This window comes from Natrinema thermotolerans (assembly GCF_031165565.1).
In the GTDB taxonomy this organism is placed as follows: Archaea; Halobacteriota; Halobacteria; order Halobacteriales; family Natrialbaceae; genus Natrinema; species Natrinema thermotolerans.
In genome coordinates this window covers 2058468-2082936 of sequence record NZ_CP101873.1, presented here as the reverse complement: position 1 = coordinate 2082936, position 24469 = coordinate 2058468, and the positions used below count along the sequence as shown (strand labels likewise).

The 24469-nt window shown below is 66.8% G+C and carries 27 protein-coding genes; 15 read left to right on the top strand and 12 right to left on the bottom strand.

All coding sequences use genetic code 11. The features are described from left to right. Positions 1 to 59: 59 nt before the first annotated feature. From NP511_RS10765 to NP511_RS10750, 4 genes are all read right to left on the bottom strand, one after another. Positions 60 to 701: a plastocyanin/azurin family copper-binding protein gene (locus tag NP511_RS10765; RefSeq protein WP_049965187.1), complete on the bottom strand. Its 642-nt coding sequence runs from the start codon at positions 699 to 701 to the stop codon at positions 60 to 62. 66 nt (positions 702 to 767) lie between these two features. Continuing rightward, a complete protein-coding gene (locus NP511_RS10760) occupies positions 768 to 1346 on the bottom strand; it encodes a plastocyanin/azurin family copper-binding protein (RefSeq protein WP_233274325.1) in 579 nt (192 codons plus the stop codon). 226 nt (positions 1347 to 1572) lie between these two features. Further along, a complete protein-coding gene (locus NP511_RS10755) occupies positions 1573 to 2040 on the bottom strand; it encodes a plastocyanin/azurin family copper-binding protein (protein WP_049965189.1) in 468 nt (155 codons plus the stop codon). Between the two features lie 122 nt (positions 2041 to 2162). Further along, on the bottom strand, positions 2163 to 3395 hold the full coding sequence (locus NP511_RS10750; RefSeq protein WP_049965190.1) for an MFS transporter: 1233 nt from the start codon (positions 3393 to 3395) through the stop codon (positions 2163 to 2165). 118 nt (positions 3396 to 3513) lie between these two features. Between NP511_RS10750 and NP511_RS10745 the strand changes: the two genes are divergently transcribed. Then, entirely contained in the window at positions 3514 to 4170 is a 657-nt protein-coding gene (locus NP511_RS10745) for a DUF6517 family protein (RefSeq protein ID WP_049965191.1), read from the top strand. Positions 4171 to 4202: 32 nt separating this feature from the next. On the opposite strand, the gene NP511_RS10740 is transcribed toward NP511_RS10745, so the two are convergent. Then, positions 4203 to 4541, bottom strand: a complete 339-nt coding sequence (locus NP511_RS10740; protein ID WP_049965192.1) for a DsrE family protein — start codon at positions 4539 to 4541, stop codon at positions 4203 to 4205. Positions 4542 to 4688: 147 nt separating this feature from the next. Here NP511_RS10740 and NP511_RS10735 point away from each other — a divergent pair, with 147 nt between their 5' ends. From NP511_RS10735 to NP511_RS10725, 3 genes are all read left to right on the top strand, one after another. Continuing rightward, positions 4689 to 6068, top strand: coding sequence for an O-acetylhomoserine aminocarboxypropyltransferase/cysteine synthase family protein (locus NP511_RS10735; RefSeq protein ID WP_084158264.1), 1380 nt, complete (start codon positions 4689 to 4691; stop codon positions 6066 to 6068). Then, entirely contained in the window at positions 6065 to 7324 is a 1260-nt protein-coding gene (gene metX, locus NP511_RS10730) for a homoserine O-acetyltransferase MetX (RefSeq protein ID WP_049965193.1), read from the top strand. The genes NP511_RS10735 and metX overlap by 4 nt, the downstream gene beginning before the upstream one ends. Positions 7325 to 7461: 137 nt before the next feature. After that, positions 7462 to 8253, top strand: a complete 792-nt coding sequence (locus tag NP511_RS10725) for a DUF7978 family protein (RefSeq protein WP_006648544.1) — start codon at positions 7462 to 7464, stop codon at positions 8251 to 8253. A gap of 147 nt (positions 8254 to 8400) precedes the next feature. Here NP511_RS10725 and NP511_RS10720 read toward each other — a convergent pair whose 3' ends face one another. Both NP511_RS10720 and NP511_RS10715 read right to left on the bottom strand, forming a co-directional pair. Beyond that, positions 8401 to 8778: a hypothetical protein gene (locus tag NP511_RS10720; RefSeq protein ID WP_049905506.1), complete on the bottom strand. Its 378-nt coding sequence runs from the start codon at positions 8776 to 8778 to the stop codon at positions 8401 to 8403. Positions 8779 to 8944: 166 nt separating this feature from the next. Further along, on the bottom strand, positions 8945 to 9637 hold the full coding sequence (locus NP511_RS10715) for an HAD family hydrolase (RefSeq protein WP_049965194.1): 693 nt from the start codon (positions 9635 to 9637) through the stop codon (positions 8945 to 8947). Between the two features lie 119 nt (positions 9638 to 9756). On the opposite strand from NP511_RS10715, the gene NP511_RS10710 reads away from it, so the two are divergent. Next, positions 9757 to 9924 (top strand): hypothetical protein, encoded by a 168-nt coding sequence (locus NP511_RS10710; RefSeq protein WP_158413753.1) that lies wholly within the window; start codon positions 9757 to 9759, stop codon positions 9922 to 9924. Positions 9925 to 10064: 140 nt separating this feature from the next. After that, the gene (locus NP511_RS10705; RefSeq protein ID WP_049965195.1) at positions 10065 to 11522 is read left to right on the top strand and encodes a PAS domain S-box protein; all 1458 of its coding nucleotides are present in this window, start codon (positions 10065 to 10067) and stop codon (positions 11520 to 11522) included. A 9-nt stretch (positions 11523 to 11531) separates the two neighbouring features. Here NP511_RS10705 and NP511_RS10700 read toward each other — a convergent pair whose 3' ends face one another. After that, positions 11532 to 11987 carry a universal stress protein gene (locus NP511_RS10700; RefSeq protein WP_006183188.1) on the bottom strand — a complete coding sequence of 152 codons (456 nt, stop codon included), beginning with the start codon at positions 11985 to 11987 and terminating at the stop codon, positions 11532 to 11534. 144 nt (positions 11988 to 12131) lie between these two features. Here NP511_RS10700 and serA point away from each other — a divergent pair, with 144 nt between their 5' ends. Next, positions 12132 to 13718 (top strand): phosphoglycerate dehydrogenase, encoded by a 1587-nt coding sequence (gene serA / locus NP511_RS10695; RefSeq protein WP_049965196.1) that lies wholly within the window; start codon positions 12132 to 12134, stop codon positions 13716 to 13718. Positions 13719 to 13787: 69 nt separating this feature from the next. On the opposite strand, the gene NP511_RS10690 is transcribed toward serA, so the two are convergent. Further along, the gene (locus NP511_RS10690) at positions 13788 to 14228 is read right to left on the bottom strand and encodes a PIN domain-containing protein (RefSeq protein ID WP_049965197.1); all 441 of its coding nucleotides are present in this window, start codon (positions 14226 to 14228) and stop codon (positions 13788 to 13790) included. Then, positions 14225 to 14521: an AbrB/MazE/SpoVT family DNA-binding domain-containing protein gene (locus NP511_RS10685; protein ID WP_049965198.1), complete on the bottom strand. Its 297-nt coding sequence runs from the start codon at positions 14519 to 14521 to the stop codon at positions 14225 to 14227. Before NP511_RS10685 ends, NP511_RS10690 begins: the two co-directional genes overlap by 4 nt. 182 nt (positions 14522 to 14703) lie before the next feature. Here NP511_RS10685 and NP511_RS10680 point away from each other — a divergent pair, with 182 nt between their 5' ends. From NP511_RS10680 to NP511_RS10665, 4 genes are all read left to right on the top strand, one after another. Further along, positions 14704 to 14961 (top strand): hypothetical protein, encoded by a 258-nt coding sequence (locus tag NP511_RS10680; RefSeq protein ID WP_006648537.1) that lies wholly within the window; start codon positions 14704 to 14706, stop codon positions 14959 to 14961. Positions 14962 to 15038: 77 nt separating this feature from the next. Continuing rightward, positions 15039 to 15407 (top strand): phosphoribosyl-AMP cyclohydrolase, encoded by a 369-nt coding sequence (hisI, locus tag NP511_RS10675; RefSeq protein WP_006648536.1) that lies wholly within the window; start codon positions 15039 to 15041, stop codon positions 15405 to 15407. A 1-nt stretch (position 15408) separates the two neighbouring features. Continuing rightward, positions 15409 to 16587, top strand: a complete 1179-nt coding sequence (locus NP511_RS10670) for a DUF7118 family protein (protein ID WP_049965200.1) — start codon at positions 15409 to 15411, stop codon at positions 16585 to 16587. A gap of 87 nt (positions 16588 to 16674) precedes the next feature. Continuing rightward, positions 16675 to 17070, top strand: coding sequence for a universal stress protein (locus NP511_RS10665; protein WP_049965201.1), 396 nt, complete (start codon positions 16675 to 16677; stop codon positions 17068 to 17070). 368 nt (positions 17071 to 17438) lie between these two features. Here the strand turns inward: NP511_RS10665 and glmM are convergent, their stop codons facing one another. Beyond that, complete coding sequence (glmM, locus tag NP511_RS10660) at positions 17439 to 18815, bottom strand: phosphoglucosamine mutase (RefSeq protein WP_049965203.1); 1377 nt, start codon at positions 18813 to 18815, stop codon at positions 17439 to 17441. Between the two features lie 102 nt (positions 18816 to 18917). On the opposite strand from glmM, the gene NP511_RS10655 reads away from it, so the two are divergent. From NP511_RS10655 to NP511_RS10640, 4 genes are all read left to right on the top strand, one after another. Further along, positions 18918 to 19751 (top strand): HVO_0234 family beta-propeller protein, encoded by an 834-nt coding sequence (locus NP511_RS10655; protein WP_049965205.1) that lies wholly within the window; start codon positions 18918 to 18920, stop codon positions 19749 to 19751. 63 nt (positions 19752 to 19814) lie between these two features. After that, positions 19815 to 20336 carry a hypothetical protein gene (locus NP511_RS10650; RefSeq protein ID WP_049965206.1) on the top strand — a complete coding sequence of 174 codons (522 nt, stop codon included), beginning with the start codon at positions 19815 to 19817 and terminating at the stop codon, positions 20334 to 20336. A gap of 90 nt (positions 20337 to 20426) precedes the next feature. After that, positions 20427 to 21284, top strand: a complete 858-nt coding sequence (locus tag NP511_RS10645) for a ribose-phosphate diphosphokinase (protein WP_049965208.1) — start codon at positions 20427 to 20429, stop codon at positions 21282 to 21284. Positions 21285 to 21378: 94 nt separating this feature from the next. After that, positions 21379 to 21918: a heme NO-binding domain-containing protein gene (locus NP511_RS10640; RefSeq protein WP_049965209.1), complete on the top strand. Its 540-nt coding sequence runs from the start codon at positions 21379 to 21381 to the stop codon at positions 21916 to 21918. Positions 21919 to 21933: 15 nt separating this feature from the next. Here NP511_RS10640 and NP511_RS10635 read toward each other — a convergent pair whose 3' ends face one another. Then, complete coding sequence (locus NP511_RS10635; RefSeq protein WP_049965210.1) at positions 21934 to 23982, bottom strand: CARDB domain-containing protein; 2049 nt, start codon at positions 23980 to 23982, stop codon at positions 21934 to 21936. Positions 23983 to 24469: the final 487 nt, after the last annotated feature.

The window sequence follows — 24469 nt, the reverse complement described above, 5'->3', positions numbered from 1 at the left end:
ATGCGAGCAGGCGGACGGCTCGATCGGGGACTCGCTCTCGAGCGGCGAGCGCGATCGAACTACTGGTCGCTTCGGACCCGGATAGTCCCCTGCATGGTGAAGTAGTGCGGATGGCAGACGTACGCGGCCATCTCCTCGCTGGCGGTGACCGTCAGCCGCTGCCCCTCGTCGGGCTCGACGACCAGTTCGGTCTCGAGGTCGTCGACGACGGCCTCGTTTTCGTCCCAGATCTCGATGTTGTGTTGGGCTCCGTCTCCGTCGGTCCAGCCGATCGTGTACTCCTCGCCCGCCTCGAGAACGAGCGTCGGGTTCGCTACCCCATCGATCGCGGACGGCTCGAGACCGACCCATTCGGTGGTCTCCCCGCCGAACAGGATCTCCGTTCCGGGTTCGATCTCGTACTCGCGATCGGTCTCGGTCGGTTCGGTCCCCCCGTCCTCGGGGTCGGTCTCCGAATCGGCGTCGTCGGTATCGGCATCGTCAGAGGCCGCGTCACCGTCGGACCCGTCCGCTCCCGAACCGTCGTCTCCATCGGTCTCGTCCCCGGTCTCGGGTTCGTCGCCATCGCTGTCATCGGTCGAGCCGCCGGGGTCGTCGTCGGTCGTACTCTCGTCCAGACACCCCGCGAGGACGCCGGTCACAGCCGCCAATCCGGTACTCCGAAGCAGTCCGCGACGAGTTCGATCGCTGTCGTTTTCCATAGGTTCGAAGGCGCCTCAAGCGCGCTAAAAAGTGCTGATTTCGCCCGAATCACGGCGTCGACTCCGTTATTCGAGTTCGATATTGCCCTTCATTCCGACGTCGTAGTGGGGCTCGCAGACGTACTCGACGGTGTCACTCGAGGCTTCGAACTCGACGCTCAGGTCGGGTTCGTCCTCGCTGACCAGTTCAGTCGGTCCGGCGACGGCCGACTCGCTGTCGTCGTAGATCGCGAGGTTGTGCATCCCCTGCTCGTTCTCTGCCCAGGTAATCGTGTAGCTCTCGCCCTCTTGAAGGATGAGGTTCGGGTTCTCTGCGCCTTCGATCGGTGACGGCGCGACCCCTTCCCAAGACATGGCCAACGATCGGAACACGACGGTCGTCCCGGGCTCAATCTCGTATCCGCGATCAGTCTCGGTCGGTTCGCCCTCCCCGTCCTTCGAATCAGTGTCGTCGGTATCGACGGTATTGTCCCCGTTCGACGCCGCGTCACCGTCGGACCCGTCCGCGCCCGACCCGTCATCTACGTCGGTTTCACCGCCAGTCCCGGGTTCGTCGCCATCGTCGTCGTCAGTCGAGTCGCCGGGGTCATCGTCGGTTGTACTCTCGTCCAGACACCCCGCGAGGACACCGGTTACAGCCGTCAATCCAGAAATCCGAAGCAGACGACGACGAGTCGGACCACTGTCGTTTCCCATAGATTCGGTAAAACGTCAACGGGACTAAAGTTACCCGGTTCGACGTAGAACAGCGATCGCTACCGACTGCTGTGTCGCCGTCGTCTCCCGCCGAAGAAAACCGTCAGAAAGCGATCCGAAACTGCAACGGTCAGACGGTATCGACCGTTCCGCCCGAATCGTGGCGTCGACGCCGTTATTCGAGCTGGATGCTGCCAGCCATCCCGATGTCGTAGTGGGGCTCGCAGACGTACTCGACGGTGTCACTCGAGGCCTCGAACTCGACCGACGCGTCGCTGGGTTCGCTGGTCTTTTCAGTCGGTCCTGCGACGGCCGACTGGCTGTCGTCGTAGACCGCGAGGTTGTGTGTACCCTGCTCGTTCTCGACCCACTCGATCGTGTAGGTCTCGCCCTCGGTGAGGCTGAGGTCGGGGTTCTCCACGCCTTCGATCTTGGACGGCGCGACGCCTTCCCAGGACTGGGCCAGCGATTTGAGTTCGATGGTCGTGCCGGACTCGATCGTGTACGGGCCCTCACTGTCGCCGTTGCCGTTACCGTTGCCGCTGTCGTCGCCACCGCTACAACCGGCGAGGAGCGCAGTCGTCGCCGCCGCGCCCGTCACCTTCAGCGCTGTCCGCCGTGAAACCGGATTATCTCGTGCCATCACCGGGAATAGGGACTGAGAGCATAAAAGTTGATACCTTCTCCCACTACAATGATGTGAATATACATACCACAATATTTGTACGATCAAGACGGGTTGGCCTGTCGGACGCACGGCCACCGTCAGGCATCGCCCCGGTCGCCGGATCGGAACCGCTCGGTCGGCTCGAGCGAGAGCCGGAGAAACGCCGGGATCGTGACGACGGCGATCGCGATCTCGAAGCCGCCGACGACGAGGAAGGCCAGGTCGTAGCCGTGGTTGCTGGCGACGGTGCCGCCGACGAGGAAGCCACCGAGGAAGCCGAGGCTTCCGGCGAGGTTGAACCCGGCCATGGCGACGCCGCGTTCGCTCTCGTCGGCGAGGTCGGTAACCAGCGCCATCGTCGCGGGGGAGACGAGCGCGCCGAGGATCCCGACGCCGATCATCGCGATGGCGGCGGTAGCGACCGACGGGGACGACCCGACGAGGAGGATGCCGCCGCCGTAGCAGGCCGAGCCGACGACGATGGGGACGGTTCGTCCGATCCGGTCCGAGAGCGCGCCCATAGGATACTGTAACAGGGCGAACGGACCGAAGAAACACGCCAGCATGAGACCGGTCGCCCCGGCGTCGAGTCCGAACGTCTCCTGGAAGTACAGCGTGCCGACGAGCGCGAAAAACCCCGCGGTGAGCCGGTCGACGAAGCCGAAGGCGTACGGGATCGACAGGACCGGTTGCCGTCGGAGACCGTCGACGAGGGCGCGAGCGCTCCGCCCACGGTCGGGCGTTCGGTCCTCGACGCGGGTCACGAGCGCTCCGACGCAGACGAGGAGCCCGGCGGCGACCAGCAGCGGCGCGAGCGGATCGACCTCGGTCAACTGGCCGCCGATCGGCGCACCCAGGGCCGCGCCGGTGCCGATGGCGATTCCCGCCGCCCCCATGTTTCGTCCGTGGCCCCCCTCGAGGTCCATCAGCATGGTCATCGTCAGCGAGAACGCGCCGATGGTCATCGCACCCTGGAGGACCCGGAGGGCGAGGATGCCTTCGAAGGGAATCGAACCGACCGCCGGCACCGCGGCGAGGGACGCGTAGCCGACCGCGCCGGCGAACGAGCCCGCGACGATGAACGGGACCCGTCGCCCGGTCGCGTCGCTCGCGACCCCCCAGACGCCGACGAAGCCGACGTAGGCGGCGAACTCGGCCACGAGGAACCACATGCTCGCGTCGAGCGGCGTCGCCGCGAACGCCGACGTCGCCGCGTCGGCCCCCAGCGCCTCGACGAGCGTCGCGACGCCCGGATAAAGCAGCAGCTGGGAGAACATCACTGCGAAGACGAGGGCTGCCAGCACGACCCGATCACGGTCACTCGAGTGCACGGGCGGCCCTTGGTACTACGGGGGTATCAAGTCGTCCGTCTCCGACGACGCCTTCGGCCGCGTCCCCCGTGTAGCCGAAACCGACGCGCTTTCGTCGGCGAACGACCTGCATCGATCGATGGCACTCACGCGTCGCCGACTGCTCGCCACGGGTATGACCGCCGGGACCGCGACCGTCGCCGGCTGTGCCGGAGTCCTCGAGGACGAACTGGCCTCGGAGGCGGCGACCGTCGCCCCGGCCGCGCTCGAGGAGACCGGGTACGAGGAACGCACCGTCGAGGACGTGCCCGTCGAACGGACCGTGAGCCGGTTCGGGATCGAACGGACGATCGAGGCCCGGAACTGGTACGCCGAGTACGACCGCTCGATTTCGCTCGCTGCCGTCGGACTGACGCGCGTCCAGGCGGCGGTCGTCGCCGTCCTCTCGACGCCGCAGGTGTCGGTCCTCGGGAAGACGTTCAACCCCGTCGGTGACTACTCGACGGACGAACTCGTCGCGTTGCTCCAGGACCGATACGACCGACTCGAGAACGTCGAGCGCGTCGGATCGGAGTCGGTGTCGGTCCTGGGGACCGAGACGACGCTCGCGCGGTACGAGGCGCGCGCACGACTCGTCAGCGCCGGCGCATCGCTCGAGGTCTTCCTACTGGTCGGCGAACCGGTGACCCACGGCGACGATTTCGTGATTCCCGTCGCGGTCTTCCCCCGGGTTCACGGGTTCGAGACCGAGTCCGGGGCCGTTCGGACGATGCTCGAGTCGCTCGAACACGCGTAGCGACGCCCGAGCCGAGGCCGTGCGGAGGCGGGCTACGGACGAATATAAGCGTAGCCTTCGTTCTGTAGTCGCGTGAGTTCGCCGCCGCCCGAGGGGACGGTCTCGACGCCCTCGACCAGGTCCGATTCGGCGAGGTCTTTCAGGTCGAGCGTGTTCCCGCAGGCCTTGACCGCGACACCCGACTCGAGCAGCGATTCGACCATTTCGCTGCCGTCGCCGCCGGCCGTCAACGGTTCGATGCCGTCGGCCTGTGCGACGATAGCGATGTCGTCCACATCGACGGAGTCGTCCTCGGTGAGGTTCTGCGCGATCGTGAGTGCGGTCGCTCGCTGTGCCGACTCGTCGGCGATGAGGTGAAACACTGTCTGCACGGCTCGAGGGTAGCGGCCCCCGCGGATAGCGATTGAGCCTGCAGGTGACGTGGAGTCGTCGACGGAGCCCGTGCATGTGAATGTCTAGGCTGCTATTTTTGCCGTTACTGCGGTGCATATGAATGTGGAGAAGTATGCATATGAAACATGAACGACGACGCCAGCGACGGGTACGACGCCGACGGTGAGACACCGGAGGTGTCCCGGGATGGAGGCGGTGATACCGCCGATAACGAGGAGCGCGGGCTCGGCACCCGCAGCGTCCACGCCGGCCAGTCTCCGGATCCGGAAACCGGTGCAATGGCACCGCCGATCTATCAGACGACCTCCTACGTCTTCGAGGACGCCGATACCGCCGCCGACCGATACGCCCTCGAGGACGATGGCTACATCTACTCGCGGATGGCCAACCCCACGGTCACCACGCTCGAGGACCGCCTCGCCGACCTCGAGGGGGGTGCGGGCGCGGTCGCGACCGGCAGCGGCATGGCCGCCCTTGACGCCGCCGTCCTGATCCTCGCCGAGGCGGGCGACAACGTGGTCTGTTCGACCGACACCTACGGCGGGACGACGGCCTACTTCTCGAAAACCGCAACTCGGCGGGACATCGAACCGACGTTCGTCCCCACGCTCGAGTACGACGCCTACGCTGAGGCCATCGACGAGGACACCGCTTTCGTCCACGTCGAGACGATCGGCAACCCCTCGCTGGTGACGCCGGATTTCGAGCGGGTCGCCGAGATCGCCCACGACAACGGCGTCCCCCTCGTCGTCGATAATACGTTCGCGACGCCGGCGCTGTGTCGACCGCTGGAACACGGGGCCGACATCGTCTGGGAGTCGACGACCAAGTGGCTCCACGGCTCCGGGACCACGGTCGGCGGCGTCCTCGTCGATGGCGGCTCGTTTCCCTGGGGCGACCACGGCTACGACGAGATCGCGGGCCAGAACCACGCCTATCACGACGTCGACTTCTCGCGGGACTTCCCCGAGGCTCCCTTCGCCGCCGCGGCCAGGTTCCGCTCGCTGCGCAGCCTCGGTAACCAGCAGTCGCCGTTCGACGCCTGGCAGACGCTGCAGGGCCTCGAGTCGATGCCGCTGCGCGTCGGGAAACACTGCGAGAACGCCCGGATCGTCGCCGACTACCTCGACGATCACGAGGCCGTGGCCTGGGTCACCCATCCCGGCCTCGCGGACCACCCGACCCACGACAACGCCGAGCGATATCTCGAGGACTACGGCGGGATGGTCGCGTTCGGCCTCGAGAAGGGGTACGAGGCGGGCAAGGCCTTCTGCGAGAACGTCGAGTTGGCCTCGTTCCTCGCGAACATCGGCGACGCGAAGACGCTGGTGATCCACCCAGCCAGCACCACCCACGGCCAACTCACGCCCGAAGAGCGCAAGGAGGCCGGCGTCACCGACGATCTGGTCCGAATGTCGGTGGGTATCGAGGACCCCGAAGACATCCTCGCGGACCTCGAGAGTGCGATCGCCGCCGCGACGCAAGCGGCGGGTGAGACGGCGTGACGACGAAAGAGACGGCCGACCTCGGGGAGTTCCAGTTCCTCTCGGGGGAGTCGATCCCGACCCTCGAGGTGGCCTACGAGACCTACGGCGAGTTCACCGGCGATAACGCGGTGCTGATCTGTCACGCGCTGACCGGCAGCGCCCACGTCGCCCGCCGGCCGGACGCGGGCGACGAGACCGCAGGACAGGCCCGGGCCTGGTGGGGCGACGTGGTCGGCCCCGGGAAGGCCATCGACACGACGGAGTACTACGTCGTCTGTGCGAACGTGCCGGGATCGTGCTACGGGACGACCGGCCCAGCCAGCGAGAACCCCGAGACGGGCAAACCCTACGGCACCGACTTCCCGCCGGTCACGGTCGGCGACTGGACCCGCGCCCAGCGGAAACTGCTCGACGAACTCGGCGTCGGCCGGCTCCGCGCGGTCGTCGGCGGCAGCGTCGGCGGGATGAACGTCCTGGACTGGCTCCGGCGCTATCCGGACGACGTCGAACGCGCCGGTGCGGTCGCGACCGCCGCCCGCCTCGATCCGCAGTGTCTCGCGCTCGATACCGTCGCCCGCCGGGCCATCACGAGCGATCCCAACTGGAACGGCGGCCACTACTACGGCGCCTCCGAGAGCGACGCGAACGGAGGGTCGTCGGACTCGTCCGACGGGAGGGCCGAACCCGAGGAGGGGCTGGCTCGAGCCCGCCAGATCGGCCACATCATGTACCTCTCGAAGGCCTCGATGGGCCGGAAGTTCGGCCGGCGGTCGGCGGGCCGGGAGACGGTCCGCGAGGAACAGCCAGACCCCGCGGCCGCCTTCTTCCCGTATCGGGAGGTCGAGTCCTATCTGGACTATCAGGCCGACAAGTTCGTCGATCGGTTCGACGCCAACAGCTACCTCTACATGACCCGCGCGATGGACGACTTCGATCTGTCGGCGGGCTACGAGGGAGACGCCGATGCGCTGGCGGCCTTCGAGGGCGAACTCCTCTTGCTCTCCTTTACCGGCGACTGGCACTTCACCACCGAGCAGGCCGAAGCGCTGGCCGAGGCCGCCCGCGCGGCCGGCGTCGACGTCGCCCACCACGTCGTCGAGTCCGATCACGGCCACGACGCCTTCCTCGTCGAACCCGAGAAGGTCGGCCCGCCGCTGTCGGACCTGCTCGCAAGCGGGCTCGAGGGGCGGGCGATCACCGACACCGAACCGGAATCCGAGTCCGACGACTCCGGTGAGTTCGCGCCGGTCCACACGAGCCTGTTCTCCGAGTGAGATCGTGCCAGCACCGATACCAGACGGAAAGTCGACAGGTAGTTGGGACGGTTCACACGGTATTTCGCCAGCCAATATCGGTATCAGCGGGAAACAGTGCCGTAAATTATAATACCTGTCTGGCTGATGTATTGGTGATGTCAGACGGGAAGCAACTCGATTACGAGGATGAATCGGATGTACAGCGGCAGGTCCCGCAGGGCAGCGGGAACGAACTGCCGGTCAAAGAGGGGGCGGTGTTCGGGGCCATCGCCGTCGTCGCGACGTATCTCACGCACCTGCTCCTGACGATGATCGCGACGGCACAGTCATCGCCGATCGCCGAGGCGGTCGGAACGGGTGAGGACTCGTTGGTCATCACGGAGATGGTTCCTTCCTGGAAGGCTGCCGGGTGGAGTTACCTCAGCGTGTTCGGGACGGGATTCGAAGTCGACGGCGAAGCCGCGGCGCTCGGCGATGCCCCGAATCACGCTGCCGCGTTCGGCAGCGGCCCGGGTAGCCCATTTTTCCTGTCGGCGCTGTTTCTCTTCCTCGTGACGGTCGGGGGGATCGTTGCTGCCGGGTACGCGGTCGCCAAGTACACCGACGCCGACGATACCGTCGACGCCGCGAAGGCGGGTGTCACCGTCGCGCTCCCCTACGTTGCGTTCGCCGCCATCGCGGCGTTCCTGATGAGCCACAGCTACTCCGAAGTGCCCACCGTCGCGAGCCTCATCGGTTCCGAGGGCAGCGGTGTGCTGGGCCTCGAGGTCACCGAGTACCTCAACGACGCGGGCGATTCGGTCACCACTAACGCCAAATTCGGTCCGTCGATGACCGACGCGCTCCTCTTCGCTGGGATCATCGTGCCGGCGATCCTTGGTGCCGTCGGCGGCCTGCTCACCCAGCCCCGCGACGCCCTCGAAACGGTGATGGCGAAGATCCAGTAACGATCGGTCCGCATCGACGCACGGAGCCGACTCGCTCAATAGACCGAACCAATCGGTTTCTCACCCGGTCGAGACGAACACAAACGGACTGTCACGACCGTGGGATGGTAGAATGGCGGGTTCAGCACGAGACTATAGTCGAAGGAGTCAGTACTGTTGTTCGCGACCCTGCTCGAGCGCGAGGTACTGTTCAGCGTGAGAATCGGCCGATCGGCGGCGCGCGAGCCAGTACTGGAGATCGGAGACGAACAGCGCGAGGTTCTCCCGGGCGAACAACTTCATCGAGATGCCCTGGGGCGATCGGAACAGCGCGATCAGCGACCACATCGAGCCGGCGGCGAACGCGCCCATCGCCGAAAAAGTCATCCCGAGCGTGAAGAACGTCGTCGCGTAGACGAAGCCGATCCCCATCGACGGGAGACTCGTGCCGAGGGGGACCCGCGCGCTCGAGTCGCGCAGGGTCGGCGCGAGGAAGACGATCGAGAGGCCGCTGCCGAGCATGAATACGAGGTCTTGCCACATCATCAGCAGTACTTACTCGGCCACGAGTTAATAACTCCCTCGGTGCGGAAATCGGCAGTTAGACCCGAGATTCACGCCGAACTAGAGGACGAGCAGAAACGTCGAAGGGAGACGGTCAGTGGCGGAGATCGAATATCGGCGCGTGATACAACCAGCGATTACGGGACGGTCACTCGTCGGCGAGGACGCCGTCCGCGACGAGCGTCTCGCGGGCCTCGGCCATCGTCGAGACAACGGTATCACAGTGGGGTTCGACCGCCGGTTTGGGTTCGAACCCGATCGCCAGCCCCGCGACCTCGAGCATCGGCAGGTCGTTGGCCCCGTCGCCGACCGCGACGGTGTCGGCGAGGTCGACGCCGACCTCGTCGGCGAGGTCCGCCAGCGCGTCGTCCTTGGTGCCCTCGATCAGCGGCCCCTCGACCGCGCCGGTGAGTACTCGCGGCTGATCGCCGCTCGTACTGTCCGAGGCTGTCGCCTCGCTCTCGCCCGCTTTCATCGGCAGCCGGTTCGAGACGATGTGATCAACGGAGACGCCCTCGCGCTCCAACGCGGCCGCGACCCCGCGCTCGAACCCACCCGTGAGGATGGCGGTCGTGACGCCGGCGTCGTTCAACTCGGCGATGAGGTCGGCCGCGCCCTCGCGGAGGACGACCTCGTCGAAAGCGGCCTCGGCCTCGGCTTCGGGCAGTCCCTCGAGCAGGGCCGCGCGCTTGCGCAGGCTTTCGGCGTACTCGATCTCGTCGTTCATCGCACGCTCGGTGATCTCGTCCATGTCCGCGGCGACGCCACGGCGGTCACCCAGCAGGACCGTCATCTCGGAATCGGAAAGCGTCCCATCGAAGTCGAAAGCGACGACTGTCATCGCTCGCCGGTTGACCGTCCCGGGATAAACCAGTTCAGGTTTCCCATCGCGAGAGTTGCCGTTCGTTCAGCCAGAGCCGAACCGAAACGTAGTATCGAGCCGCCCACAGTAGCGCGTATGTGTCAGAGATACTATGTTTCGGGTACGAGAAGGGGTCGAGTCTCGAGGAAGCGGACCGGTCGGACGGCGACGCGGACGCCAACGAGAGCGACGCCGACCCAGCGGAGAGCGGTCGGCCGACGGGAATCGCCGTCGCGCCTTGGAAAGGGGACTCGCCGCCGGCGTGAGCGCGTTCGCGGTCGTGGTCGGGGCCGCCGTCGCCGCCGTTTCGCGACTGGCCGGACCGTCTCGGTAACCGACGCCGATCGTCTCACGTTTCCGCCCGGTGGCCGATGTTTATATAGGTTCAGCGCACTGTTTCCCTGGCGTGACCGACGGCGACCGGGCGCGTGAGCGGTCGAGTTCGACCGACGACCTCGAGTCGCCGCTGTTTCCCTTCGAGGAGGGCGAGTTCTTCCGGCAGTTGGTCGCCAACACTTCCGAGGGGTTGCTGACCATCGACGAAGAGAGTACCATCGTCTTCGCCAACCCCGCGATCGAGGAAATCCTCGGCTACAGCCCCGCGGAACTCATCGGCTCCTCGAAGATGACATTGATCCCCGAACGGCTGCAGGACGCCCACGCCGCCGGGTTAGAGAAGTATCTCCGAACCGGCGAGAAACACATCGACTGGGACGGGATCGAACTCCCCGCGTTACACAAGGACGGCCACGAAGTCCCCGTGCTGGTAAGCCTCCGGGAACACACCCACGAGGGCCAGCGGCTGTTCACCGGCCTCTTTCGTGATCTCTCCGACCGGAAGGCCCGACAGCGCCGCTTCGAGGCCGTCTTCAACAACACCTACCAGTTCACCGGTCTCCTCGAGCCCGACGGGACCGTCCTCGAAGTCAACCGGACGGCGCTTTCCTTCGCCGGGGTCGAACGAACCGACGTCGTCGGCAAGCCGGTCTGGGACACCGACTGGTTCCAACTGGACGACGCGGCGCGCGAAACCGCACTCGAGGCCGTCAAACGCGCCGGCGACGGAGAGCTGTTCCGGGACGAACTCCGGATCCGAGGTGCCGACCGAACCGCGATCATCGACTTTTCGATCCGGCCGATCACCGACGAACGGGGCGAGATTCAGCTGCTCGTCACCGAGGGACGGGACATCACGCCGCTGAAACTCCGGGAACAGCACCTACGAGTCCTCCACCGACTGCTCCGGCACAACCTCCGCAACGAACTCAACGTCATCAGCGGGTTCGCGGAGACACTGCTGGCGGAACTCGAGGACGAGACTCACCGCGAGTATGCGGCCGAAATCGCGGCGACGGCCGCGTCGTTGATCGATCTCAACGAGTCGGCGAAGGAACTCGCCGACGTGACCCTCGAGGACGGTCGCCCGCGGCGGCCGGTGGCCGTCGGTGACGTCCTCGAGACGGTCGTCGACGACCTCCGTGACCGACATCCCGCGAGTACGATCACGATCACCGGGGCGACGGCCGCCGTCGTCGCCGGCGACGATCGGCTCGCGACCGTTCTCGAGGAACTCGTCCACAACGCGATCGTCCACGCCGACGCGGCCGAGCCGGCCGTCGAAATCGGCGTCGACGAAAGCGCCGAAACGGTCGCCGTTCGGATCGCCGACACCGGGCCCGGCATCCCCGCATCCGAGCGGGCCGGCATCTTCAACGACGAACCGATCACGCAGGTCAGACACGGCAACGGGCTGGGGCTGTGGCTCGCCAGCCTCATCGTCGACGACTACGGGGGCTATCTCGACTACACGTCCCGCGACGGCGCGGGGAGTTGCGTCGTCGTCCGCCTCCCGCGAGCGAAATAACGGACGATCCTACTCGCCGTCCTCGACCGGGGTCTTGACGATCGTCACCGGACGAGAGGCCAATCGCGCGACGCGATCGGTGACGCTCCCGAGCAGCTGGCGGTAGTCGCCGGACCGTTCCTTCGACCCCATTACGAGCATGTCGACGTCGGCCTCGTCGGCGTACTCGAGGATCTGTTCGTGGGGGCGGCCGTGTCTGACGACCGTCGTGGGCTCGAGACCCGCGTCTCGGGCCGCTTCGGCGGCCGACTCGAGGGCCTCCTCGCCGACGTGTTCCAGCGCGGCCTCGAGGCTCTCGAACTCGTGGACGTACTCGTCCCCGCTGTAGGAGTTATAGACGTCGCTGTCGACGACGTACAGCAGGTGGAGGTCCGCACCGGTGTCCTCGGCGACGGCGACGGCGTGTTCGATCGCGAGTTCCGTTCCTTCCGCAGCGTCGGTCGGCAGCAGAATTTTGTCGTACATACGTACATACTGTCGTCCGTCGATTGATAACTCTTGGCCGTAATTCTCGGTCGATGGGACGACGAGGGCGGACAGACAGCGGTATTTTTTGCCGGCCCCGACCACAACGGAAGGGTTTACGTGTTCCGCCCGGTTGTCTCGCGCATGAAGGTTCTCGTCACGGATCCGATCGCGGACGCGGGTCTGGACGTACTCAGAGACGCCGGCCACGAGGTCGAAACGGGCTACGAACTCGAGGGCGAGGCACTCCTCGAGGCGGTTTCGGACGCCAACGGCATGATCGTTCGCTCCGGGACCGAGGTCACCGAGGAGGTCCTCGAGGCCGCCGAAGAGCTGGCCATCGTCGGCCGGGCCGGCATCGGCGTCGACAACATCGACATCGACGCCGCAACGGACAACGGCGTCATCGTCGCCAACGCCCCCGAGGGCAACGTTCGGGCGGCCGCCGAACACACCGTCGCGATGACGTTCGCGACCGCTCGCTCGATTCCCCAGGCACACATCCGCCTGAAAAACGGCGAGTGGGCCAAAAGCGACTATCTCGGAGCCGAACTCGACGGCAAGACCTTGGGCGTCGTCGGCCTCGGCCGCGTCGGCCAGGAGGTCGCCAAGAAACTCGACTCGCTGGGCATGGACATCGTCGCCTACGATCCCTACATCAGCGAGGAGCGCGCCGACCGCATCGGTGCCGAACTCGTCGAGTTCGAGGACTGTCTCGAGGCCGCCGACTTCGTGACCGTCCACACGCCGCTGACCCCCGAGACGGAGGGGCTGATCGGCGAGGACGAACTCGATCTGCTGGGCGACGGCTACCTCGTCAACTGCGCCCGCGGGGGCGTCGTCGACGAGGATGCGCTGGCCGCCAAGGTCGAGGACGGGACGCTGGCCGGCGCGGCGATCGACGTCTTCGCCGAGGAGCCCCTGTCCGCTGACTCACCGCTTCTAGAACACGACGAGATCATCGTCACCCCCCATCTCGGCGCGTCGACGGAGGCGGCCCAGGAGAACGTCGCCACTTCGACCGCCAGTCAGGTCAACGCTGCACTGGCCGAGGAACCCGTCGCGAACGCCCTGAACGCCCCCTCGATCGACGAGAGCGCGTTCCCCCGCGTCGAGCCCTACATCGAGATCGCCGAGACCGCGGGCAAGGTCGCCGCGCAACTGCTCGAGGGCCGCATCGAGGACGTCGAAGTCGTCTACGAGGGCGAGATCGCCGACGAGGACATCGAGTTCGTCACCGCCTCGGCGCTCAAGGGCGTCTTCCAGCCCCTCGAGTGGCAGGTCAACGCCGTCAACGCACCCCAGATCGCCGAGGATCGGGGCGTCGATGTGACGGAATCGAAAACGCGACAGGCCGAGGACTTCCAGAGCCTGATCTCGGTGACCGTCAGCAACGACGACGACGAGGTCTCCGTCGACGGAACCCTGTTCGCCGGCAACGATCCCCGGATCGTCCGCGTGGACGGCTACCGCGTCGACGCCATCCCCCACGGCCGGATGGTCATCGCCCGCAACACCGACGAGCCCGGCGTTATCGGCCAGATCGGCTCCGTGATGGGCGAGTACGACGTCAACATCGCCGGCATGTTCAACGCCCGCGAGACCATCGGCGGCGAGGCACTGACCGTCTACAACGTCGACAGCGAGGTCCCGGTCGAGGCCAAGGAGGAACTCGAGTCCGACGAGCGGATCATCGGGATCAACGACATCACGCTGAACGGTCAGAACTGAGCGATCGGGACGGACCCGCTTTCGACCGTCGAGACGGTCCACGCACGTCGATTGCGTCTCGGCTGGAGACTATACGCCGTGGTCACGGAACCGCTCGCACGACACCTCGAGCGGGAGATCGTCGAAATCGTCATCGCCACCGACGACGAGCGTCGCGTCGCGTTCGGACGCGAGTGCAACGGCGGCCGCGTCGGCCAGCGAAATGCGTCCGTCGCCCTTTACTTCCCCGACGAGTCGCCAGTCGGGAGTTGCGACGGCCACTCCGCGTCGCTCGAGGGCACGGAGATCGCGGTCGGCGACGCGAAACGAATGGGTGGTCGGCGTTCCGTCGTTGGCCCCCTCGAACCGAGCGACGAGATAGAACACTTCGCTGGCGTTCGCGTCCGCGAGAAAGCCGTCCGCGTCACCGGCGAAAACGTCCGAAAGGAGGTCTGCAACGACTTCGTGTCCGGGTTCGCCGTAGAAGTATGCGATGATGGCTTCGGTGTCGAAAACGTAGCACTCGGTCATTCGTCGCTATCGGGCCGTAGTCGTTCGAAGCGCTCTGCCTCACGGCGGCGGTCTTCGTCTTTGAGTTCGTGCATCCGTTCGGTAATCGAGCCGGGTTCGTGTGCGTCGGCGTGGATTCCGTGGAGTTCGTCCGGTGACGGAACCGGTTCGATGACGATTCGATCACTCTCCTCGTAGACGAACACCTCGCCAGGCGTCTCGATACCGAATTTCTCACGTAACGCCTTCGGGATGGTTGCCTGCCCCTTCTGCGAAACGCGTACTACCTCTGGACTAGTTGTATTACCACTCATTCTTAGTTGTACTCTTAGTGCCGTATCTTACTAAAAGCACCGTAGTAGCAGTACCGTCCGCTACTAGAGGCCGGACACTCACGCTCGAGCGAACCTGATCCCTCCACCACACGGACAGTCCAGCCGCTCGTGAACGCGCTTTATCCCCGTCGGGAGCCTCAGTTCTAGCGGAGGCGAACGACATGACAATTCAGGATCGCGGGACCGTACAGCAGCCGACCGACAGCGCCCGCGAGGACGCTGCCGACACGAGATGGGGTATCCGGGAGGGGATCGGCGTCTCGCTGGTCTCGATCTTCGGGCTGTTGTTCTTAGTGATCGGCCTGCTGCTGGCCCCGGGGTTGGCCGAAGCGGCGTCGACGGTCGCCATCACGGTCGGCCTGCTGGCGGTCGCGGTCGCGCTTGTCGTCGTCGGCCGCTGGAGTTGGCAGGGACGCTAGGGGACCATTTTTCGACGCGCTTGCGACGACCGAGTCGCGGCAAAAGACCTATCGCTCGGACGACCGATACCGCGAGTATGGACGAGGCAGTTTCGGTCGACTTCGGCGAGGACGGACTCGTCCCCGCCGTGGCACAGGACGCCGACTCCGGCGAGGTACTCATGCTCGCGTACGTCTCGCCGGAGGCCTTAGAGCGGACCCGCGAGACGGGCCGGGCACACTACTACTCGCGGAGCCGCGAGGAGTTATGGGAAAAGGGCGCAACCAGCGGCCACGTCCAGTCCGTCAGGGAGGTCCGCGTCGACTGCGACGCCGACACCCTGCTCTATCTGGTCGACCAGGAGGGCGGCGCGTGTCACACCGGCCACCGGTCGTGCTTCTACCGGACGATCGAGGGCGAGACCGTCGGCGAACAAGTGTTCGACCCCGACGCCGTCTACGAATAGGATGAGCGAACGCGCTCCGCCCTCCGACGCGCACGCAGGCGCTACCGCAGGGAGCGACGACGGGCCGACCCCGCTCGAGGAACTCGAGGCCGCCCGGAACCGTCTCGAGACGATCGAGGACCGCATCGCCGACCACGACGAAGAAACGGTCGACGAGGTCGCGACGGCCTATCGGCGGGCCGAGACCCTGCTCGAGGACTACGTCGACCGCGCGACCGGCACCGGCAAGGAGAACTTCCAGGCCTACATCGAACTCGAGGGGAAGTTCGACGGGCTCGTCTCCGGGCTCTCCGAGGACCTGCCCGAACACGAGGCCTTCGAGGACGCCCTCGAGGCGATCGACAAGCGCCGGCTCAGCGAGTCGGACTTCGAACGGGCCCGCGAGGCCCTCGAACCCGCCGCCGAGTACGCCGATTTGCTCGACGACCGCGAGAGCGCCCGCGCGGAGTTGGCCGAGGCCCGGAAGACCGCGAGCAAGCGCCTCCGGACCGTCGAGGACGAGATCGACGACCGCAAGCGCCTGCTCGAACTCGCGACCGCCGACTTAGACGCCCCCGTCGAGCGGCTCCGCGAGCCGATCGAGCGCTACAACGAGGCCGTCCGCGAGGCGTTCCGCGAGTACCGGCTCGAGGCGAGCGCCCGCGAGGTGTTCGACCTGCTCGAGCGGAGTCGGTGGTACCCGTTCGTGGGCTACGAGCGGCCACCGGCGGACCTGTCGCGGTACGTCCGCGAGAACGACGCCGGCGAGTACACGATCCCCGAACTGCTCGAGTACGCCGACTACTCCCGGTCGAAGCTCTCTCATTACGTCGACAGCGCGGACGAACTCAAGCGCAACGTGGCGACCCAGCAGACGTTTCTCGACGGGATCGACGCCGAACCGCTGACGGTCGACTGGCCGCCCGAACCGGCCGGCGCACTGCGCCGCCGGGCGCGGGAGTATCGCCCCTTCGTCGCCCGGATCGCAGACGAGGACGTCGTGGCGAACCTCCGCGAGGTCCGGCTGCTCGCGACCGATCCCGACTACGATCGGCTCCAGACGGCCGCCCAGGCGGTCACACAGCTCTCGGCCGACCAGCGCCGACGGCTGACCGACGGCCGCGTCGAAGCCGAACTCGAGGAGTTGCGGGACGAACGCGAGCGGCTCGAGGACGCGCTCGAAACCGAGGACCCGGTCTGAGGCGTCGACCGGACGCGAGTCTCCGCGTCGGCGCACCCCCCTCGAGCCGCCCCCCGTACTTTAGCCGCCGCCAGCCGAACGACGCGTATGGGCAGACACGTCCTCGTGCCGATGGACGACTCCGAGCCGGCGCGGGCGGCACTGGACCACGCCCTCGAGTGGGTGCCGGCCGACCGCGTGACGGTCGTCCACGCGGTCGACGACCTCACGGCCGACTACGAGGGCATCGTTTCGGGGGCCGACGAGCCGGATTTCTTCGCCGACGCGCGGGCGATCGCCGAGGAGTATGGCCGGTCGCTCGAGACGACCGTCGTCGAGGGCGAGGGGGCGGCCGAGGCGATCCTCGAGTACGTCGACGAGGCCGACGTCGACGCGATCGTGATGGGCAGCGAGGGGAAGGCGGGCGTCTCGCGGCTGTTGTTGGGCAGCGTCGCAGAGGGGGTTACGCGGCGGGCCGCGGTTCCGGTAACGATTGTTCCCTGAGTCGGTCGCGCTGTTCAGTACAGATGCGTATGAAACACGATAGATTGAGCTACGAATTGTCAGAAGTTTGAAAGAGAGAATACAGACAAATAGCGATACTAATGAAAATCAGATATACTGTCCACGATTTGTCTCCACTTATAATAGTCACAACAGCAAGAACTGCAAACGCTAAGGCAACGATAGCCGAACGAATCGAACGGAGATGTGCTGTTAACAGCAAATACTGATCGTCATTCATAGATAATATATAGTATTTCTATAATATATGCCTTCTGTTAATAGAGGGTAGAGCTAATTACTACTTCGAGACCTGCATGGCCTGTACTGAACAGTTAGGCCGCTCGAGCGGACGATAGAAACCGGGTTCAGGCGTCGGCCTTCGCGTCGGCCAGCGCGTCGTACATGTCCGCGACGAGTTCCTCGGCGCGGTCGCCCTCGCGGGCCTCGGCGTAGATCCGGACGAGCGGCTCGGTGCCGGAGGGGCGGGCCAGCACCCACGCGTCGCCGTAATCCAGCCGGTAGCCGTCTCGAGTGTTGAGGTCCGCATCGGCCGCTTTGGCCTGGTTAGCGGCCGCATCGAGCATCGCGTCGCGTTCCGCCGTCGACTCGTACTCGAGGTTGCGCCGGACGTTGACGTAGCCGTCGTAGGGGGCGACGATCTCGCTGACCGGCCGCTCGGCGACCAGTTCGAGAAACCGGGCCGCGGTGAAGGCCCCGTCCCGCGAGAGCCGGTAGTTCGGGAAGAAGATCCCGCCGTTGCCCTCGCCGGCGATCGGGACCCGCTGGCCCGAGGCCTCGAGTTCGCGGATGCGGGTGATGATGTTCGTCGAACCGATCGGGGTGAGTTCGAGGTCGGCCCCGACCTCGTTCACGACGTCGACGAGCCGCTGGGAGACGTTGACCGCCGAGACGGTCGTGTCGCCGGCCTCGAGTTCGGCGGCGGAAAGCGCCGCGAGGGTGGCGTCGCCCTCGACGTACTCGCCGTCCTCGTCGAAGAAGATGGCCCGGTCGGCGTCGCCGTCGTGGGCGATCCCGACGTCGGCGTCGGTCGACCGGACGAGCCGGCCCAGATCGGCGAGGTTGTCGGGGACGGGTTCGGGGTCGCGCCCGGGGAAGTGGCCGTCGGGCTGGCCGTTGACGGTGACGACCCGACAGCCCAACTCCCGGAAGAACTCCGGGCTGGTCAGCGCGCCAGCGCCGTGGCCGGGATCCAGCGCGACGGTCAGGTCCGCGTCGGCGATCGGCTGGCGGTCGGCGGCCGCGAGCAACCCCTCGACGTAGGCCCGGCGAACGCCGTCGATCTCGCGGACCCGGCCCGTCTCGTCCCAGGCGGCCGCGGTGAACGATTCGGTCAGCAGTCGGTCCTCGATGGTCTCGAGGGTCGCGACCGAGAGTTCGACGCCGTCGGCCCCGACGAGTTTGATCCCGTTGTACTGGGGCGGGTTGTGCGAGGCCGTGACGACGATCACCGGGACCGCCTCGTGTTCGGCGTAGGTTTGTGCCCCCGGCGTCGGAACGATCCCCAGTCGGTCGACGTCGATGCCGATACTCGCCAGCCCGCTCGCGGCCGCATCGGCCAGCATTCGTCCGGTGTAGCGGGTGTCGCGGGCGATCCCGACCCGTTCCGCGCCGGCGTCCTCGGCCCAGATCGTCCCCGCCGCCTTCGCGACGCGGAGGACGAACGCGGGCGTCAACTCCTCGTTGGCGACGCCCCGCGTCCCGCTCGATCCGAATATCTCCATTACGCGTTAGTCGGCGGGGACGCCCCATAGTGATTCCGCAAACCGCTCCCGAAGACGGCCCCGGGACGGAACGTTTTCGGCCCGTCCCGTCCACGGTCACGTATGCACTCGATCGAGGAGAAACGCGTCTACGGCGACCGAGAGGGCGCGATCACCGCCTACGTCGCGAGCGCGTTCGGTGTCGTTCGGGTCCGCGTCGCCGGCGACACCGTCGGCGAGTTCGGTCTCTGCGACCGCCATCCGGCTCGAGGCGTCGCGACGACCGACGAGAGCGTCGCGATCGCGACCGACGAGGACGTCCGGGTGGCCCCGCTCGAGGACGGAGACGGGGGCGAGGAGACGTTCGCCGAGACCGGGTTCGGCCCGGCGGTCGCCGTCGGGTACGACGACGGCGACCTGATCGCTGCCGGTCCCGACGGCCGGATCGCCCGCCGGGAAACTGAGGCGGAGGAGTGGGCCGCGCTCGAGGGCGAGCCCGTCGCGGCAGTGCGGGCGATCGACGGCGACCTCGTCGGCACCGCGGACGGCGTCTACCGCGTTCACGACGGCGGACTCGACCACGCTGGTCTGACCGACGTACGAGACGTCTCGGCCGCCGGCGTCCCGCTCGCGGCCACCGCCGAGGGCCTATACAAACTGGGCAACGGGTGGATGGCGGTCCGCGGGGGACCGTTCGATGCCGTCTCGGCGGACCCCCAATCGGAACAGGGGACGCTGACGCGCGCACACGCAGTCGCGAGCGAGGAAGTATACGGCTACGCCGGCGACGACGAGTGGGACGCGCTCCCGGACGCGAGCGAACCGATCGTCGACGTCGGCTACGGCGAGACGGTCTACGCCGTGACCGAGGACGGAACATTCCTAGCGGCCGCCGAGGACGGATGGCGACCGCACCCGATCGGGGTCCGAGACGTGACCGGGCTGGCCGTGCGATAGCGGGAGACCGCCGATCCGCGTCTGACGGAGGTTTAATTACGTGGGCTGCTACCCACGGGATATATGGGAGCGCTACCACGACGGAAACTGCTCGCCGTAAGCGGTACTGCCCTCACCGGCACGGTCGCCGGCTGCATGGGCGGTGACGACGGCGACGACGGGAACGGTGACGGATCCGGGGACGGCGGGACCGACGACCCCGCCGACGGGGAAACCGAAAGCGAAACGGTCGACGGGACGATCCTCGGCGAGATCACCGTCGACAACCTAGACGGCGATGCCCACACGGTCGACATCATCGTCGAATTCGACCGGGAAATCGAGGACTGGGCGACCGAGGAACTCGAGGCCGGCGGCGGGACGACCCTCGATCGAAACTGGCCGACCGAGTCGGGGCAGTTCCGCGTGACGACGCGGCTCGATCAGGGCGAGCCGGTCGAAGTCACGCCGGCGGACTGGAACGACCCGTCGTGTCTGAACCTCTTCGTTCGGATCGATCGGAACGGGGAACTGACGCTCCTGAGCGATACGACCAGCGGACCGTGTGGTGCCGGCGATCCGAGCGTCGACGACACCGACACGTGACAGGCCCCGCCGGCCGCGCTCACGCCTGCCCGAACGAGGGTGTGGGTCCAGAACGAAAACTGGTTTAGCCCCCGCGCTGTCGAACCGACTATGATCGTCAGCGGATCCGCGTCGCAGGCCCTGGCCGCGGCGCTGGCACGCGAACTCGAGGAATCGCTCGCCGCCGTCGAGTACGACCGCTTTCCCGACGGCGAACTGCTCGCGGCCGCCCCCGGCGTTGCCGAGGCCGACCCCGATCGAGCCGTGATCGTCGCCTCGACCGTCTCGAGCGACGCCCACCTCGAACTACTCCAGCTCCAGGACGCCGTCCGCGAGGCCGGCGTCGAGGAGGTCGTCACCGTCCTCCCCTACATGGGATACGGCCGTCAGGACGCGGCGTTCGAACCGGGCCATCCCGTCTCCGCGCGAGCGGTCGCCCGCGCGATTTCGACCGGGAGCGACCGCGTGCTGACGGTCAACCCCCACGAAACCGCCGTCTGCGAGTTCTTCGAGCCGACGGCGACGGCCGTCGACGCGGCGGGCCGGCTAGCCGATCCCCTTCCCGACGACCTCACCGAACCCGTCTTTCTCTCGCCGGACGCTGGCGCGATCGAGTTGGCCGAGACGGCCCGCGACGCCTACGGGACGGGCGAAACCGACTACTTCGAGAAGACCCGCCACTCCGGTACCGAGGTCGAAATCTCGCCAAGCGACGTCGACGTGGCCGGCCGCGACGTCGTCGTCGTCGACGACATCATCGCGACGGGATCGACGATGAGCGAGGCCGTCAGCGTCCTCTGCGATCGCGACGCCGGCCGCCTGTTCGTCACCTGCGTTCACCCGCTGTTGGCCCGCGATGCCGTCACGAAGCTCTCTCGAGCCGGTGTCGAAGCGATCTACGGCACCGACACCATCGAGCGGGGCGTCGATACCGTCTCGGTCGCCCCCACGATCGCCGAACACCTGTAAGTAAACGATTAAGTAGCCGCCGAACACGGGTCTAGGTGGTATCGCGTCGCACGACTGCGGTCGGATCGACCGCTCGGCGACGCGGGGGAGCCCGATGCACGGAATCGTCCACAAGACCCTCGAGGAGTACGTCGTCGAACGGACCGACGACGACACCTGGGACACGATCGTCGAACGCTCGGAACTGGAGCCACAGCTGTACCTGCCCGTCTCGCATTACGACGACGACGAGATCGACGCCATCCTCGAGACGCTCTCGGGGATGGCGACGCAGGACAGGGACGCGATCGAACGCGATTTCGGCCGGCGGCTGGCCCCGGAACTACTCTCGACGTTCAGCGCACACGTCGGCAGCGACTGGGACCTGCCCGAGTTGCTGGTCGGTCTCGAAGACGTCTACGACGACATCGAAACCGCAACCGACGAGACGTCGCTGCCGAAGCTGTCCTGTACTCGCGAGTCCGATCACGCGATCGTCACGTACGACACTCACCGAGATCGCCAGTACTGCGGGCTCGCCCACGGAATTCTCGACGGGCTCGTCGCTGCGTTCGACGCCGACGCGACGGTCACGAAAACCGACTGCGTCGCGGACGGGGCCGACGCCTGTCGGTTCCGGGTCGACTTCGAGTGAGTGCCGGCACGGGAATTATCGTCGCCGAGCCGCCAGAACGGTCACGACCAGCAGAAGGAACGCGCCGAGCGTCGCCAAAACCCCGAAGCCGGGGACGTCGTCGATCGCCGCGGCCGGCCCCGTCTCGCCGACGCTGACCGTCGCCGTTCGCTCGCCGACGCCGACCTCGTACCGACTCGCCTCGTCGAACCGGAGTTCGGCTTCGACCGTCGCCGTCCCGTCGGGACGAACCGCTACCGGTCGCTTGGCGGCGACGCCGTCGACGGTCCGGAACGCGAGAACGGCAGCCCCGGGCCCGTCACCGGCGGCCTCGACGGTTGCGGTCGCCGTCACCGGCTCGCCGGGGTCGACCGCCTCGGGCTCGAGCCGGAGGTCGGTGACGGTCACGCTCGGCGACGAGCGGACGACGGCCGTCACTCGATCCGAGCCGATCCGCAGGACGTACGTCCCGGGTTCTGCGGGTGTCCACGAGAGCCGGTGGGACCGCTCCCCGCCGGGTGCGAGCGTCCCCTGCCGGTGATCGACGGTTCGGCCGTCGGCCCCCAGCGTCAAATCGTACGTCCCCTCGCGCTCGCCGACGTTGGTGACCGTCGCCGGGAGCGTCACCGACTCGCCGGCGGGCACGACGATCACCTCGTCAGTGCCGGCGTCGACGCCCGCCTCGGACGCCGACCACCGCGGCCACTCCTCGCCAGCGACCTCGATCGGACCCGTCCCGAACCCGTACTCGAAGCTCGCGACCGACTGGTCGAACGCGGCGCGGTGGTCCGTTCGACTCCACACGGCGGGCGTCGCGTCCGTGCGAGTGTAGCGCTCGGCATCGGTCCGGACCGCCGTGCCGCCGTACTCCCCGATCGTCCCGAGGAAGTCCGACTCGGTCACCGTTCCGTTGTCGGCGTTCAGTTCCCGGACGACATCCGCCAGCGTTCGATCACCGTCGGTCGCAACGCGTAACTGGCGGTCGATCTCGCCGGCCACGAGCGCGCCTTTGACGTAATCGGTCCGTTCGTGCTCCCACGTCCCGGGGTCGGCGAGCGCGCCGTCGGCGTAGGGCGACTCCGTCCCGCGCTCGAGCAGTCGGCTGAACCCCTCGAAATCGGTGTAACCGGCCTCGAGAGCAAGCAGTCCCGCGTGGTAATCGGCCTGTCCCTCGACGACCCACTCCGTCTCGGTCGTCGTCCCGTCGGCGGTGTTGGCAAAGCGCTGGCGGACGTGGACGTACTCGTGGAGCCAGGCCGGGTTCGGACTGTCGAGCGGTTCGTCCGCGACGACCCAGGCGTCGGACTCGCCGTACTGGATGCCCCGCGGCCCCCAGTCGACGGTGTCGGGGACCGCGACGACGAACACCTCGTCGGGTCGCGCGCCGACCTCGAGCCGGTCGCTCGCGTCGACCAGTGCGGAGAGGATCGTGTCGGGCGACTCCTCGAGCGTCGCGGCCTCGGGGACGGCCAGCCGGAACCGCTCCCCATCGACGGTCCGTTCGCGTTCGGTCACCGCGCCGAAGAAGGCGATATCGCCGCCGGTCGCGCCGGGGCCGTCCACCCGAACCGTCTCCTCGATGCCGACCGGATCCGTCCGACGCAGCGAGATCGCCACGTCCGGGACCGGGACGACCGCCCACTCGCCGGTGTCGACGAAGGAATATCCCTCGCCGGTCGCGCTGGCACCCTGGGTACCCGTTCGATCGGCCGGCATCGTATATCGGACCGTCGGCTCGTCGGTCGCCCCCGTCCACTCGAGGGTCCGCTCGCCGGTCCGCTCGAACCCCGTCGTCGACTCGACGGTCGCACCTCGCTCGAGTTCGATCTCGAGTTCAGTCACCGAGTCGGGCACCCGAAACGTCGTTTCCGTCTCGAAGACATCGGTGTCGGTCGGCCGATGGCGGAGCGTCGTCGTTCGATGGAGGACGTCCGACGAACTCCCAGTCGCTGCCGCGCCGACGGATGGACTCTCGAGATCGGCGCTCGCGGGCGCTCGATCGGTCGGTGTCCCGGCGGCGATGCCGGCCGGGAGGCTACAGGCGAGCAAGACGACGAACGCGAGGGTCACGAACCGGGAGGTCACTACCCCCCACTGGTGAATCAGCGGACAAGACTTTTATGGCAGCGTTACTGTCACTCGGTCTCGAAATATCCGGAATCGAGTGATTCTCGAGACGCAGTCGGTGGACGAACTGCGCTCACTGCCCTCACTCGCTGCGGGTGGCGCGCGCTGTCGGCCGCCTGAGTGCGAACGAAGGCGGCCGTCGACGCTGCGCGAGGGATGAGTGAAGCGACCATCGGGAGCGAACGAATCGGCTGGGGAGGGCGTGGCAATTCCGTATTGCCACGGTAGCAGGACACTCCGTTCCGGTCACGGCCAGTCGAACAGAGTGTGAATGGAACAGCAGTTCGTGATATGGTTCTCACACAAAGTATCCTGCTACCGTGGCAACGATGAGAACCACGCCCTCCCCAGCCGATTCGTTCGCTCCCGATGGTCGCTTCGCTCATCCCTCGCACGGTGGCGTCGACCGTCCTCGCTATCGCTCGGACAGTCGACAGCGCGCGCC